The sequence below is a fragment of the Acinetobacter courvalinii genome (assembly GCF_014635545.1).
Classification (GTDB): domain Bacteria; phylum Pseudomonadota; class Gammaproteobacteria; order Pseudomonadales; family Moraxellaceae; genus Acinetobacter; species Acinetobacter courvalinii.
Window position 1 is genome coordinate 80,190 of sequence record NZ_BMDA01000003.1, and the last position, 15,941, is coordinate 96,130.

The 15,941-nt window shown below is 41.7% G+C and carries 12 protein-coding genes; 8 read left to right on the forward strand and 4 right to left on the reverse strand.

What is annotated here, in order from left to right; all coding sequences use genetic code 11:
- Window positions 1-1,035 carry a phage major capsid protein, P2 family gene (locus tag IEV39_RS12600; RefSeq protein WP_005289084.1) on the reverse strand — a complete coding sequence of 345 codons (1,035 nt, stop codon included), beginning with the start codon at window positions 1,033-1,035 and terminating at the stop codon, window positions 1-3.
- 16 nt (window positions 1,036-1,051) lie between these two features.
- Window positions 1,052-1,975, reverse strand: coding sequence for a GPO family capsid scaffolding protein (locus tag IEV39_RS12605; protein WP_005289081.1), 924 nt, complete (start codon window positions 1,973-1,975; stop codon window positions 1,052-1,054).
- Between the two features lie 141 nt (window positions 1,976-2,116).
- Here IEV39_RS12605 and IEV39_RS12610 point away from each other — a divergent pair, with 141 nt between their 5' ends.
- The 8 genes from IEV39_RS12610 to IEV39_RS12645 all read left to right on the forward strand — a co-directional run bounded on the left by IEV39_RS12610 (window position 2,117) and on the right by IEV39_RS12645 (window position 13,663).
- The gene (locus IEV39_RS12610; RefSeq protein ID WP_005289079.1) at window positions 2,117-3,898 is read left to right on the forward strand and encodes a terminase large subunit domain-containing protein; all 1,782 of its coding nucleotides are present in this window, start codon (window positions 2,117-2,119) and stop codon (window positions 3,896-3,898) included.
- On the forward strand, window positions 3,895-4,992 hold the full coding sequence (locus tag IEV39_RS12615; protein WP_005289076.1) for a phage portal protein: 1,098 nt from the start codon (window positions 3,895-3,897) through the stop codon (window positions 4,990-4,992). Before IEV39_RS12610 ends, IEV39_RS12615 begins: the two co-directional genes overlap by 4 nt.
- Before the next feature lie 909 nt (window positions 4,993-5,901).
- Complete coding sequence (locus IEV39_RS12620; RefSeq protein ID WP_005289074.1) at window positions 5,902-6,183, forward strand: hypothetical protein; 282 nt, start codon at window positions 5,902-5,904, stop codon at window positions 6,181-6,183.
- A gap of 30 nt (window positions 6,184-6,213) precedes the next feature.
- Entirely contained in the window at window positions 6,214-7,269 is a 1,056-nt protein-coding gene (locus IEV39_RS12625; RefSeq protein WP_005289071.1) for a hypothetical protein, read from the forward strand.
- Window positions 7,270-7,684: 415 nt separating this feature from the next.
- Window positions 7,685-8,956, forward strand: a complete 1,272-nt coding sequence (locus IEV39_RS12630) for a sensor histidine kinase (protein ID WP_005289068.1) — start codon at window positions 7,685-7,687, stop codon at window positions 8,954-8,956.
- A gap of 48 nt (window positions 8,957-9,004) precedes the next feature.
- Window positions 9,005-11,776, forward strand: a complete 2,772-nt coding sequence (gene glnE / locus IEV39_RS12635) for a bifunctional [glutamate--ammonia ligase]-adenylyl-L-tyrosine phosphorylase/[glutamate--ammonia-ligase] adenylyltransferase (protein ID WP_081401883.1) — start codon at window positions 9,005-9,007, stop codon at window positions 11,774-11,776.
- A gap of 30 nt (window positions 11,777-11,806) precedes the next feature.
- Window positions 11,807-12,733, forward strand: a complete 927-nt coding sequence (locus IEV39_RS12640) for a branched-chain amino acid transaminase (RefSeq protein WP_005226840.1) — start codon at window positions 11,807-11,809, stop codon at window positions 12,731-12,733.
- Window positions 12,734-12,907: 174 nt separating this feature from the next.
- Window positions 12,908-13,663, forward strand: coding sequence for a hypothetical protein (locus IEV39_RS12645; protein WP_005226841.1), 756 nt, complete (start codon window positions 12,908-12,910; stop codon window positions 13,661-13,663).
- 84 nt (window positions 13,664-13,747) lie between these two features.
- On the opposite strand, the gene IEV39_RS12650 is transcribed toward IEV39_RS12645, so the two are convergent.
- Window positions 13,748-14,773: an NAD-dependent epimerase gene (locus tag IEV39_RS12650; RefSeq protein ID WP_005289062.1), complete on the reverse strand. Its 1,026-nt coding sequence runs from the start codon at window positions 14,771-14,773 to the stop codon at window positions 13,748-13,750.
- Entirely contained in the window at window positions 14,770-15,939 is a 1,170-nt protein-coding gene (locus IEV39_RS12655) for a nucleotide sugar dehydrogenase (protein WP_005226845.1), read from the reverse strand. Before IEV39_RS12655 ends, IEV39_RS12650 begins: the two co-directional genes overlap by 4 nt.
- Window positions 15,940-15,941 lie beyond the last annotated feature (2 nt).

A 15,941-nucleotide genomic window follows, 5' to 3' on the forward strand; every position in this document is an offset into this window, starting at 1 on the left:
TTACTCGACCTCAATGTTTTCGATGAGAACAGCCTTTGTATAATCTTCAACTACAAAGTCCTCGTTCACAGATTGATAATCCACCGCACGATCCCATGATGGTTGATCTTGAATTGAACGATTGAAAGTACCGTTCTGCATATAGATCGACAGGTTGTCTGGAGTTGTGATCAGCATGGTTTTAGCCGGGAATTTAGGAACATGCATGGCACGTAAAGTACCTAATTGTTTGTTCGCATAAATTGTTCGGGCAGCCAGTTGTTGAGTTGGGTCCTGGATAGTGTTCAAAAGCGGTAAATATTTATCACTCAAGATTCCACGACCACAAATAACGACTAGGCCACTGTCTTTATGTTGGTCAGCGATAAATTCCTCGACCGCATATTCCACTAAACCATCAACAGTTTTGTATTCATGACCAGCGCCAATAAGGGTTTTTTTGACGACTGTACCGCCGACATTTACATCTTCACCGGCATAGTGTTGTTCTGGAGCAATTTCACGGATTTTTTGCAGCCAGCCACGCTTTACATCCTGTAAAAGTGGGTTCGCTACACGGTCTGAAGTTGGAGCACGGTATAAACCATTCCAGCCGATACAGAGTTTATCTAAGGCAACAGCGCGAACTACAAGTTCCTGAAGCATTTGCTTGAAATTCGGGTGATGACGCCATGCATTCAGTAATGCCCATTTCATCGCGACATCGTAGTTGGTTTGCGTACAATCGTACTCATCCAAGTGCTCTAGATTTCCGACTGGAGTCGGTTGACGCTCCTGAACATTGGTATTGGTATTACCAGCAATACTTGTCCCGATACTTAAAGCAATTTTTTCACCACGGGCATTATCAACAGGGAAATAATTGATCAACTTTAAAAAGTCGGCTTGCTCCTGATATGCCTTAATGATTTTTTGCTGTGGTACTGGATTAACAGCAAATGTATTGAGAACACTCTCAACACCGTTGGCGCGTGCGATGTCAGCTTTATAGGATTCAAATAGCTGACGTGCTTGTGGTTGTAAAACTACAGACATATTTATTTAATTCCTATTAGTAATCGACAGTATTTGCTGCGCCACCAGTTTGTGCTGGAGGAGGGTTCATCGGGGTTGTGCTGAGTGTGTTGAACTGATTTTTTAAATCGTTCAGGCCTTGTGAAAGTTGCTGCAAAATTGGTGTCAGTTCAGGACTTACAGCTGGAACTGGATTTGTTTGCTGATTTGACTGTTGTTCAGGGGCAGCAGCTGCTGGAGTTTGAACACTAGGAACTGCTGGAGTTTGTACTTCAGGAGCTACTGCAGGCGGATTGCTTAATGATTGTTTAAGTCCACTCACTTCTTGAGCTAATGTTTTAATGCCGTTCAAGCACTGGACGACGCCTTGAGTTAAAGCACCTGCCAATTCTTCACTAACAGCGGATGAATCTTGAGGCTTTGGCGTCGGGGTTAAAGCTTCTTTGAGCTGATCAATAAAGCTTTTCCCTTCATTTGTTTTTTCAGACATGGTGATATAAATCTCCGAATCAGGTTGGGTTCTGAGCGAATGAGGGTTTGCAGAAAACTTGATGGCTTGGGTACCCAACGAAGCAGGGGTATCGGTCATTCCCAACCCGACAAGGTAGGCTTTACCAGTCCCGGCAAAATTGCGGTAGAACTCAATTGAAGGGTAAATTTTTTGCCCTTTTTTGTTCATTTCCACAAAATTTGGTAAAGCTGAAATGGTCACGTATAGATGAAGTTTTCCATCAATTTCCTCCGCTTCAGCTTTTAAAATATCGCCATAAGCATTAAACGGAGGCTCAGGGGACCAGCCGCCAAAATGTTCGATATTGATACGACCCGCATAATGCTCCGGGTTGTATGTATCTGCCATTTCTTGGATTTCTTGACGTAATAATTCACGTCCATCGACAGTTTGCCCTTCACGAGCAACACGAAAACGTTTAATTACTCGTCCTTCTCCTGGTAGCTCCATTTAATATTCCGCAATTCATTTTTAAGATGCTTGCAGTCTGCTTTGATGGTAGGTATGCGTGCAATCTGACCTATCCTGATTAACGCTTAATCAGGAATACATCACTCAAAGAATTTCAGTGCTTAACGCAACATTAGGCACATGAATACAAATGCACCGACGTTCCTAGAACTCATGAACCCAAGACAGCAGGGAAGAATACTTTTCTCGATGGGTATGTCTGTCTCAGAAATCGCCAACCATACTGGGGAGAATCGTTCGACTGTCGAAAGCTGGAAGCAGCGCGACCAATGGGCAAAATCGGATGTATTTGATGACATCACAATTGCATTAAAAATCCGTTATATGTCCTTAACTTTTATGGAAAATAAAAGTAATGCCAATTACAAAGAAATGGAACGGATCTCTAAAGAGTTTGAACGATGGGCGAGGATCAATAAATATTTAGAGTCGGGTAAACAAACGGATCTCAATCCTAATCTTGAGAACAGAAATGCAGGACCTAAAAAGCGAAAACTTAAAAATGAAATTACGCTCGAGGATCTGGAAAAACTTGAAGAAGCATTCAAGGAATTTTTATACGTTTATCAACAGGAATGGATGGATGCCGTTTCATGGTCTCGTATTTTTATTTTATTAAAGTCCCGTCAGATTGGTGCCACATATATTTTTGCGCTTTGGGCTCTAATCGATTTACTCAAAACGGGCAAAAATAAAATCTTTATGTCTGCATCAAAGGCGCAGGCATATCAGTTCGTTGAATATATCAAGGCTTTTGTTCTCGATGTGATCGGATTGGATCTGACTGGTGATCCGATTGTGATTAATGGCCCGAATGGCCAAGCTACAGTTTATTACCTAGGGACCAATGCCCTTACTGCCCAAGGCCGCCATGGTGATGTCATCATGGATGAATTCTTTTGGATTCGTAAATTTTTGCAGTTTAAAAAAGTTGCTTCAGCGATGGCATCCCAAAAGATGTATAAGCAAATTTACATGTCCACTCCCTCAAGTATTTTGCATGAGGCATATTCATTCTGGACAGGTAAAGACAGCAAACGAAAGTTACCTATTGAGATCGATGTCAGTAAGTCAGCTTTGAAAGCTCCAGTTAAATGTGCTGATCGAAAAACCCGCCAGATAGTTACGCTCAGTGATGCGGAGGAAAAAGGGTGTGACCTGTTTGATCGTGAGGATCTGCTGGCTGAATATGGCGACGAGGAATTTGCCAATCTATTCGATTGTGAGTTTATTGATGATTCGGGATCTTATTTCCCGCTTAAAGATATCGTCCCTAACATGGTCGACAGTTGGGAAGTGTGGAAGGACTTTTTTCCGAATCAAAACCCTCGTTATGCCGGGGAAGTTTGGCTCGGCTACGATCCATCATTCACAGGAGATAATGCAGCCCTTGCAGTGATTGCCCCGCCTACTACGCCACTTGAGCCATATCGCATATTAGAAATTAAACAATTTCAAGGTATGAAGGCCAGCGAACAGGCCTTGTATATCAAAAAGGTTTGTGGTCGTTACAACGTCACTTTTATCGGGATTGATAATACCGGGAACGGCTTGGCCGTGGCTGAACATGTAGAGATATTTTTCCCGCAACTCACACGATTGAACTACACACCAGAATTAAAAATTCGTATGGGCCTCCGGGTAAAAGAATTATTCCAAAAACGCAGACTGCATTTTGATGCTGGTTTGCAAATTGTGGCTAAGTCATTTTTGTCGATCAAAAAAGCATTAACTGGTGGCGGGGGGAATAAAACACTTGTCACCAGTCGAAACGCTGAAACTGGTCACGGTGACATAGCCTGGGCAGTAATGAATGGTTTGGAGAAAGCCCCGATTATTCATATTCCAGATCCAGAACATCAAGGCGCACGTCAAAGCCGTATCAGAGTATTTAATTCATGAAAATATTGGACAAAGTTGTTTCAAGCCTATTTCCAAGTCTGGAGCAAATGTCTGTGGACCACTCTCCAGTAAACAATCCATCAAGTGCCATTGCCGATCAATCACCGGCACCGAAAATGCTAACTCGAAGTTTTGGAGATCCAGAGCCAGTACTTGATGGCCATACGCTATTTGAATATGGTTATTGTCCTGAATGGCAGGAGTGGTATGAACTACCCTATGACATTGTTGCTACGTCAAAGCTGTACCGAGGAACAAGTCACCATACCAGTGCTATCGTCATCAAAAGAAATATTCTTTCTAATGATTTTATTCCTCATCCGTTGTTAAGCCGCCATGACTTCAATTCATTGGCTTTGAATCTCATCACTTTTGCAAACTCTTATGCTCATATTCAATACAACCGTTTTCGTGGAGTACTTAAAATTACTTCACGGCCAGCGATCAATATGCGCAAAGGGCTTGATCTAAAATCGTTTTATCAATTAGATGGATTTCAGGCAAAACAGCATCAGTTTGAACCGCATGAAATTATCCATATTTCGGATGTAGATATTACTCAGGAAATCTATGGAGTACCGAATTACTTGAGCAGTATTAATGCAATTCTCTTAAATGAAGCAGCAACCTTGTTCCGTCGACGTTATTACAAGAATGGTGCACATGCAGGTTTTATTCTGCATATTACCGATGCCCTAAAATCACAAAAGGATATTGATGACCTTGAAGATTCACTGGCAAACTCCAAAGGTGCCGGCAATTTTAAAAACTTATTGGTTTATACACCTGGTGGAAAAGAGAAAGGTCTCAATGTAATTCCATTGGCTGAAGTCGCTGCAAAAGATGAATTTTATAATATTAAGATTGCCAGCCGCGATGACCAACTAGCCGGGCATCGAATACCGCCACAACTCATGGGCGTGGTACCGCAAAACTCAGGTGGATTCGGAGATATTGAGAAGGCTGCCCGAGTCTTTTACTACAATGAAATTGTTTATTATCAGAATCTATTAAAACAAATAAATGATCAGCTCGGGATAGAGGTGATTCGTTTTAAAGAATATGACTTAATTTCATCTGAATCAAAGTCATAGATACCTGAATTATATCAAGAAAAGTATAAAAATTATATATTTATTTTAGTTTTCTCAGGCCACGTATTCATTGCGTGGCTTTTTTTTCGCTTGAATTTAACCTGTGATCGACATGGAAGTGAAAGGGGGAAATCTCCTTAGGACCTAAGCAAGCTAAGACTGGAGCAGGAGGGGCAAACGCAGTCTCCTCTCCCGCCTGCGCAGTTACTAAATGTCTCATTTTTGATGCACAGAGAAATTATGTTCAAACGTTATGTTTCATAAGGTTTAGAGCACTTTTTTAATTTCATACTAGATGCGCTTTGATGCAATCCGATGCACTAAATAAAAATAATGAAAAATAAGAAATATTTTAAACCTGAAAACTATAGGTTTTTAGAGGTTACAACTTAAAAATAATAGAAGTTACAAGTATTAAATATATGTTTTATAAGACTTTATCTTGTAACTTTATAGAGGTTACATGAGGTTACGGAAATTTTAATAAACATTAAATATCTATATAAATCATATATATAAGGGGTTACATGTTGTAACCTCTAAAACTGGTTACATGTAACCTTGTAGTAACTTGTATGTAACTTTATAAATATTAGTAATTATTATTAATAAACATATATTTAACTATATAAATAGAAATCTGTAACTTTTGTAACCTCTTTTTTTCATGACCTAAAGTTTAAAAAGAAACTAGATAAACAACCCTTAAACCCTTGTTTCTATGTTCCTGATATTTCGCTTATTTATCGGAGATTTGCACACTATTTCCACACTTATACATCTAACTATCTGAATCATTTGCATTATTGTGATCCCGACCCTCGGGACCAAGATTCAAAGACCCCAAGCTGGTATTAAAGGCTTGGGGTTTTTTAATACTTATTATTTATATGGTTTATTATAAAATTTTTGCTTCTATATTTAGATAAATTTGCTGAAATATTGCAGGTTAAAAAGAATTCTGTGGTGCGTTATGAAAAGCATAGTGCACCATTGGATATGGACCAGTTAGATCGTCTTGAAGATCGTAGATTTAATATTCCATTTATTCTGTGGGGAACAACAGAGGTGAAGGGAAGTGAGTTGTCGGAACAAGAACAGAAGCTGGTGCAGTTATACAGACAGACGCGTGAAGAAATGCGTGGGGGCTTAGTTTCACTTGTTGAAACTTATGCGAATCAATTTAAATAATTGAAAAATAAATGTAATTGAGTGATAAAAATGGGACTAAATAATACCCAAAAAGTTGTTTTAGCTATTGTTGTATTTATTATTTTACTGATCGGATGGGGTCTGTTTCCATTATTTTTTAAATGGGTAATGACCGGTATAGGTTCAACAAAAGTAAATATAGAAGATTTTGGTACGATGGGGGATATCTATGGAAGTTTGAATACCCTATTTACATCTGCAACATTAATAATTGTTATGTATTCAGCATATTTGCAGAGACAGGCCAATGAAGATGCAAGAACAGCAATGGCAGATCAGCTTAGAGAAGCTAGAAATGCCACAACGAATCAGTTGAACCAAGCAAGAGATGCTTTAGAACAACAGTTGGCTCAAGCTAGAGAGGCAACAGAGCGACAAATTGAGAATGCCAAGGAGTTGTCTAAAATTGAACTTTCACAGATGCAAGATGCAACAAAACAACAGCTAGATTTAGCTCAAGCAACTCATGATGCTCAGATGAGAGAGTCTAAACATGCTATTTTTTCTAATATGTTTAATATTTTATTGAATCAAAAAAATCAAGCACAAGAACGATTGAGCCTTAGATTAGGCACAACTAACTTACAGTCTTTATTTGTACATTTGTCTAATAAATTTGAAGAGTTGGTGAGTGATGAGAATGAGTGGAAAAATTTCAAAATTTCTACAGAAAGTCATCAAATAATAATGGCTGAGAGGTGTGCGGATGAAATTGAAAAATTTACTGGAAAAACAGGAGTGTATGATGAATTGGTGAGCTATTTTTATAATTATTGTTCTTTGATTACTTTAATAAAAAAGGATGAATATAAGGAATTTGATACAAAATTCTATTTTAGAATTTTAAGTAACTTAATGACTCAAGCTGAACAAGAAACCTTATTATGGATTTGCTCAACAGCAGATTATATAAAAGATGCAATAGAAGTATCTAAACTTCTAGATGCTCATTTTTTCGATGGAATTATCCATTTCATGTTTAGAAATTTTAAAAAATCAATTTGTAATCATTCGGATATCTTGAGGGATTGGGATAAATATTTAAAAGAACAAAACCCAGCATAAACTGGGTTTTTTATTACTTAGTCTGAACCGCTCTGGAGATGTTGCATACTTGATGGTGGATCGTATTGATAATCGCCGGAAATTCCTTTTCTGTTAGATGATCATCTACTTTCATTTTTGTCATTGGGAATAAAAAGCTTTCTAAGTTTTCCAATTGAAATTCAATCTGTTCCAATATTTTTTATTGCTGTTAAGTTAAATAGATAAATACTAAAACAAAGAGAGACATGTTATTTAAAAGCATCTTTCAAAATTTATTCTAGGTTTAAATTCAATGAAATTTCACGTTTTGTTGCGAATTGATTAAATCAACAATTGCCTTTTCTGTTAAAGTTTGTTAATACTAAGTGATAGTTTTCACATTTTTTCTATAAAACGTAAAGAACCGTATAACGAAAATATTCGAGAGGCGGGAATGGCGATTCAATTATTAGAACTACAGCAAGCCGAGAAGCTAAGCGCTTGTAAAATCTCTCTTTCTTTGGGGCTAAACTCAGAGCAGAACCTGCTTGAGCAATTTTTACAGTTTAACCGTAAACTGATGCAAGCCAGTACGGCATTACTCGCTTTTCATCAGGAACCTTACCTTTGGCATCGTTGCCCTGAAAAATTACAAGCAATAGATACCTCCAAAATTAGCAAAAGCCTAAATACACTTTTCGTCAATGGCGATCTGGTCGACTGTGATCATCCACAATATCAGACCTTATTGGCATTTTTACATCCGATTAAAAAGAAAGTCCAGTCAGCGATTGCCTTACATCTCAGGCATCCGGACCAAACCTCACTCGGTTATATCATTCTGTTTGATGAAGCGGCACAAGGCTTTACTGAATTACAAAAACAATTGCTACAAGAGCATTGCATTAACTTCATGCAACAGCTGGAACTGAAATTTAATCACGATGAACTCAAAGAATTATACGAACAAGAAGCCGCACTGAATTTTAGTAAAACCAAATTCTTTTCCATTATTTCCCATGACCTGCGTGCACCATTTCATGGTTTGCTCGGTTTTGCGGAAATATTGGCCAAAGAACGTGACACCCTGGACGAGTCGAGCATCCAGAATATTGCCGACTATCTTTATGATACTTCACAGTCGACCTATAACTTGCTGGAAAGCTTACTGAATTGGGCAATGGCAGAGGGTGGGCGCTTTGTCTATCATCCGATTAACTTCAAGTTGCGCCAGATTACCAATATTGTGACCGATATCCTGAAAACATTGGCGATCAAGAAGAATATTGAACTGATTAATGAAGTCGATGAAAACCTGAAAGTCTATGCCGATATGAACATGATCACCTCGGTGATTCAGAATCTGGTGTCCAATGCCTTGAAATTTACCGATGTGGATGGCTCAGGCAAAGTCTATATCCAAGCACAACATAAAGGTACCTATGTTGAGGTTTATGTCAAGGATACGGGATTGGGCATGACCCCGGAACAAATCAAGAATTTATTCCAGCCGCGCATTACCATGAGCTATAAAGGCACCGCAGGAGAAAAAGGTGCCGGACTGGGTTTAAGCCTGTGCAAACGCTTTGTGGAAATGAATCTGGGGGAAATCAATGTGACTTCCAGTGAAGGGGAAGGCACGGTATTTACGGTACTGCTCCCGATAGAGCGTGAGCAGGTTGATTTGTGTACAACTCAAGCGAAAACCAAAGCAAAATTAGTCTAAAGTGATTTTAAAGATAAGCTTGTAACTGATATAACTAACCAAGATGAGATGACGTCAGTCGAGCCTTTTGATATGAATTCGCAACAGCTACAAAAAACCTTGGTCGCAAGCCAATATGCTGAACAGGTTTTAAATTTATACCAAGCAGAATTAGAACAAGACTATCACCAAGATCAATTCCTTGAGTCATTATCGACTGAAACCATCTATCAAAAAGTTCAACAGGCTGTGGCTGAAATCAGCAATGAACAAGCCTGGATGAAAGCCTTGCGTGTGCTGCGTGCCAAGTTAATGTTCCGCTGGATCTGGCAGGATGCCAATCAATTGACCAATGTGGTCACGCTAACCCGTGAACTGTCTGATTTTGCCGATGCCAGTATCTGTGCTGCCAAAGCTTTTGCCTTACCGCCTTTATTGGCCAAACATGGTGAACCGATCGGTTATTCAGGCCAGTTGCAGGATTTGATTGTCATCGGAATGGGCAAGCTGGGTGCACAAGAACTGAATCTGTCCAGTGATATTGATCTGATTTTTGCCTTCGATGAACAGGGCGAAAGCAATGGGCGTAAATGTATTGATGTGCAGCAGTTCTGCATTTTGTGGGGACAGAAACTGATTTATCTACTCGATCACATTACTGCCGATGGTTTTGTATTCCGAGTCGATATGCGCTTGCGTCCGTGGGGCGATGGTTCGGCTTTGGCCATCAGCCATAGCGGGCTGGAAAAATATCTGAGCCAGCATGGGCGTGAATGGGAACGCTATGCCTGGATTAAGGCACGCGTAATTACGGGTGGCAAAGCAGGTGCAGATTTACTGGACATGTCGCGTCCATTCGTATTCCGCCGTTATGTCGATTATTCCGCTTTCGCTGCCATGCGTGAAATGAAGGCGATGATTGAGCGTGAAGTCATGCGCCGTAATATCGAAGAAGATATTAAGCTCGGTGCCGGCGGGATTCGTGAAATCGAATTTATTGTACAGGTGTTCCAGCTGATCTACGGGGGATCGAAGCGTGAACTGCAAGATCGTCAATGTCTAGTCAATTTACATCATTTAGGTGAAGCGGAGTTGCTGGATCAGCAAGCGGTGATTGATCTGGAAGATGCCTATCTGTTTTTAAGACGGGTGGAACATGCGATTCAGGCCTTGAATGATCAGCAAACCCAATCCTTGCCTACCGAACCCGAACTAAGACAGCGGATGCTGGATACCTTGGGCTTTAGCGATTGGGCAGCATTTCTTGAAGCGTTAAACCAGAAGCGCGACAGGGTCAAAGTCCAGTTTAAGCAATTAATTCAGGAAAAAGAGTTTGCTGAGCCGGTGGATGATTTTGTCCAGCTTGAACAAAAACTCAATGCGGTGCTGGATGACAATGCCAGAAACCTGATCCAGAACTTCTGGCATGGGCAAGCTTTACGTAAAATTCCTGCCAGTGCTTTGGAACGGTTAAAGAAATTCTGGCCGCATTTGATTGAAGCGATTTTACAGTCAGATCAGCCGCAAGTGGCTTTGTTGCGCTTGATGCCATTGGTCGAGTCGGTACTGCGCCGTACCGTATACTTGGTGATGTTAATGGAAAGCCGCGGTGCCTTGCAGCGACTGGTGAAAATGTCGACCGTCAGCCCATGGATTTGTGAAGAACTGGCGCAGTATCCAGTCTTACTCGATGAATTCCTGTCGATGGATTTTGGTCTGCCACAACGCAAAGACCTCGAAGACTCTTTACGTCAGCAATTACTGCGCATCGAGATTGACCAAGTTGAAGACCAGATGCGGGTATTGCGCTTATTTAAAAAGAGCAATGTCCTGACCGTTGCTGCCAGTGATGTGCTGGCAGAAAGTCCGTTGATGAAAGTATCGGATGCACTGACCGATATTGCTGAGGTGAGTGTACAGGCAACCTTACGTTTAGCCTATGAAGCGGTCGCAGCACGGCATGGTTATCCTTTGGGAAATGATGGGCAACGTTGTAGTCTGGATCGTAAAGGCTTTGCGGTGATTGCATATGGTAAATTAGGCGGCATCGAGCTGGGTTATGGTTCAGATCTGGATCTGGTGTTTATCCATGCGCTTGAAGAGCAAGGTGAAACCGATGGCCGTAAGGGCATTAGTGGAGCGGAATTTGCCATTCGGGTGGCACAGAAGTTTATGTCACTGATGACCACGCAAACCCTGGATGGACGTGTTTATGAAATTGATACGCGCCTTCGACCTTCAGGTGAAGCCGGCATGCTGGTGACCAGTTTAAAAGCCTATGAACAGTATCAGCAGAAAAACGCATGGTTATGGGAACATCAGGCTTTAGTCCGCGCCCGTTCGATTGCGGGTGATCAAAGTTTATGCCAGCAATTTGAGCAGATTCGCTGCCAAATCCTGACGCAAGTTCGTGATGAAAATGAAGTGCGTGAAGAAGTGTTAAAAATGCGTCAAAAGATGAAAGATCATTTGGGATCATCTTCTGAGCAAAAAAAACATGGTATTTTTCATTTAAAACAGGACTCAGGTGGTATCGTTGATATCGAATTTATGGCACAGTATGTTGTGCTTGCATGGAGTGGGACGAATACAGATCTCGCCCATTTTTCCGATAATGTAAGAATTCTAGAAGATGCTGCTAAAGCAGGCTGCTTATCCAGTGAAGATGCCACAGCATTAATACACGCTTATCTCCGTGAACGAACTGAGAGCCACCGTCTAGCGCTTGCAAATCAATCTATGCAAGTCAATGCTGCGGATTGGCGCGATACCCGGGAGATCGTTTGCAAGTTATGGCAAAGATTAATTGATCCAACTGCGCAAGCATTGGAAAGTGAATAATTGTGTAAAAAAGAAAATGGAGTATGTGCGATGAGTTTGGCTGATCGTGATGGTTTTATTTGGCAAGATGGAAAATTGGTTGATTGGCGTGATGCAAAAATTCACGTCCTGACTCATACACTACACTACAGCATGGGTGTCTTCGAAGGCGTCAGAGCTTATGAAACACCGAATGGTACCGCAATCTTCCGTTTGCAAGATCACACTAAGCGCTTATTAAATTCAGCAAAAATTTATCAAATGAATGTTCCATTTGATCAAGCGACATTAGAACAGGCACAAATCGATGTTGTGCGTGAAAATAAACTGGCATCTTGCTACTTGCGTCCACTGATCTGGATTGGTTCTGAAAAGCTTGGCATTGCAGCGACAGAAAATACCATTCATGCCGCAGTCGCAGCATGGGGCTGGGGTGCCTACCTCGGTGAAGAAGCCATGGCACGTGGTATTCGTGTAAAAACCTCTTCATTCACGCACCATCATCCGAACGTGACCATGTGTAAGGCAAAAGCATGTGGTAACTATACGGTATCGATTTTGGCGCATCAGGAAGTGGCACGCTCGGGTTATGACGAAGCCATGTTGCTTGACCCGCAAGGCTTTGTTTGCCAAGGTGCAGGCGAGAACGTATTCCTGATCAAGGATGGTGTGTTACATACCCCTGACCTGGCGGGTGGTGCACTGGAAGGGATTACCCGTCAAACCGTGATTACCATTGCTAAAGACTTGGGCTATGAAGTGGTTGAGCGCCGTATCACCCGTGATGAATTCTACATTGCAGATGAAGCATTCTTTACCGGTACTGCGGCTGAAGTGACGCCAATCCGTGAGTATGATGACCGTGAAATCGGTTGTGGTTCACGTGGTCCGATCACCACTGAAATCCAGAAGACGTTCTTTGATGCGGTTCAAGGCCGTAATGACAAATATGCCCACTGGTTAACTTATATCAAATAAGTTCAAAGCAGTGCAAAGGCGGAGCTTCGGCTTCGCTTTTTTATTGACGAATTAATAGTAAAAAAATGCCTAGGCTGTATGCTAAGATGGCACTATATTCAGTGCATATGTCTGAACGTTTTTAAGTTTTATCATAAAGCGGGACAGCATATCTCAAGCAATTAAGGTTATCAGATGGTAGATATTCAACAAGATTCGGCAACTCCTGAAGACAATGTCATTTTGTGTATGAAATGGGGAACCAAATATGGTGCCGAGTACGTTAACCGTCTCTATAACATGGTCAAACGTCATCTGACGTTGCCATTTAAAATGGTCTGTCTAACGGACCGTACCGAAGGGATTGACCCTGCTATTCAATGTTTCCCGATTCCATCGCTGGATCTGCCGGCAGGCAGTCCTGAACGCGGCTGGAACAAGCTTTCGACCTTTGAACCTGATTTGTATGGTTTAAAAGGCAATGCGTTGTTTATCGATCTGGACGTGGTCATTGTCGATAATATTGATTGCTTCTTTCAGGCCGAAGGTGAGTTTCTGGTGATTCATGACTGGAAACGTCCATGGCGGATTACCGGCAACAGCTCGGTTTATCGTTTTAAACTCGGTGCGTTTCCTGACGTTCTGCCATATTTCCGCGAGCACTTCGATGAAATTCGCGAGAAGTTCCGTAACGAGCAGGAATATCTGTCTTGGTTTATGCACAAAGAAGGCAAGCTCAGCTATTGGGATAAAGACTGGTGCAAGAGTTATAAATACCATTGCTTAAGAAAAGTTCCTTTTGCTTACTTCCAGCCACCAGTAAAGCCGAAAGGCGCAAAAATTATTATTTTCCATGGTGAGATCAATCCACCGGACGCGATCAGCGGTGGTGGCGGTAAATGGTATCGCTATGTGTTGCCATCGGACTGGATCAAAGAGTCTTGGCAGTAAGTCTAGTACCGGTCATTTCTAAAGCAGGGATGACAAGCATAAAAAAAATCAGGCGTTCTGCCTGATTTTTTTGTATTTAGGGATTTAGATATTGTGATACTGGCGATACCAGTCCACAAAGTTTTTCACGCCATCCACAACCGAAGTTGCTGGCTTGTAGTTAACATAGTTTTCCAGTGCCGAACTATCCGCAAAGGTATCTGGTACATCACCAGGCTGTAGCGGAAGCAGCTCTAAAATCGCCTCTTTACCCGCAGCTTGTTCAATGGCCTGAATATATTCAATCAGCTTCACGGTACGATTGTTGCCAATATTAAAGATTCTAAACGGGGCATTGCTGGTTGCAGGGTTCGGATGGTTGCTGTCCCAGTTTTCATCCGGTGTCGCGATCTTATCGCTGGTGCGGATAATGCCTTCCACAATATCATCGATATAGGTGAAATCACGGGTATGGTTGCCATGATTAAACACTGGAATCGGTTTGCCTTCAAAAATATGCTTGGTGAACTTGAACAAGGCCATATCTGGGCGTGTCCACGGTCCATAGACGGTAAAGAAACGTAGGCCTGTGGTCGGGAGTTTAAATAAATGGCTATAGCTATGCGCCATCAATTCATTGGCACGCTTGGTTGCTGCATAGAATTGTAGCGGATGGTCAACGCCGTGCTGTTCGCTAAAGGGCATGGTGGTATTGGCGCCATAGACACTGCTGGTACTGGCATAGGTCAGGTGAGGCGTTGCTGCGTAGCGGCATGCTTCCAAGATATTGGTAAAGGCAATCAGGTTGCTTTCCACATAACTATGCGGATTTTCCAGCGAATAGCGCACGCCGGCCTGTGCCGCCAAATGAATCACACGGTCAAAAGCATGTTCTTTAAAACACTGATCCACCGCTGCTTTATTGGCAAGGTTTTCCCTGATCAGGGTAAAACTGCCTGTATCGTTGCGTTCAGCCAGTAACTGTAATTGCTGGGCACGTGCCTCTTTCAGGGATGGATCATAATAATCATTAAAATTATCAAAACCGACCACATCATCACCGCGTTCAAGCAGTTTTTGTGCAACACTAAAGCCGATGAATCCAGCAGCACCTGTGACTAGAACTTTCATTCATCGCCTCCAAAAATATCTCGGGTATAAACTTTATCTTGTACATCTAGTAAGTCATTCGACAGGCGATTGGCAATAATCACATCACATGATTGCTTGAATTCGTTTAGATCCTGGGTAACTTTCGATTTAAAGAAGCTATCTTCATGAAAGGTCGGTTCATAAATGATGATTTCAATGCCTTTGGCTTTCAGGCGTTTCATCACCCCTTGAATCGCCGAGGCACGGTAATTGTCCGAACCGCTTTTCATCACCAGACGATAAATACCGACCGTACTCGGGTTTCTTGCGATAATCGAATCGGCAATAAAGTCTTTACGGGTACGGTTGGCATCGACAATCGCTTTGATCAGGTTGCTTGGCACATTGTTATAGTTGGCCAATAACTGTTTGGTGTCTTTTGGCAGGCAATAGCCGCCGTAACCAAACGAGGGATTGTTATAATGACTGCCAATACGCGGATCAAGACAGACGCCTTCAATCACTTGCTTGCTGTCCAGTCCGAAGCTTTGTGCATAAGTGTCCAGTTCATTGAAGAAGGCCACTCGCATCGCCAGATAGGTATTGGCAAACAGCTTAATTGCTTCAGCTTCAGTTGAATGGGTCAGTAATACTGGAATATCCTGCTTGAGTGCACCCTCTACCAGCAAATCTGCAAATTGCTGGGCACGTTCAGACTGCTCTCCCACAATGATGCGGGATGGATAGAGATTATCGTGCAAGGCTTTGCCTTCACGTAAAAATTCAGGTGAGAAAATAATATTTTCGGTCTGGTATTTCTGTTTGACTTGCTCGGTGAAACCTACAGGAACCGTTGACTTGACGATCATGGTCGCGTTTGGGTTAATGGCCAGTACATCCTGAATCACACTCTCAACACTTTGGGTATTAAAGTAATTGGTCTGTGGGTCGTAATCGGTGGGCGTGGCAATAATAATAAAATCAGCAGCTTGAAAAGCCTGCTGCTGATCTGTGGTCGCTGTAAAATTAAGTTGTTTTTCTTTTAAGAACAGGGAAATATCATGATCTTGAATCGGTGATACCTTGTTGTTCAGTAAATCTACTTTACTTTGTAGGATATCAAGGGCAACGGTTTCATGGTGTTGTGCAAATAGCATTGCATTTGACAACCCGACATACCCAGTTCCAGCAATCGCTATTTTCATAA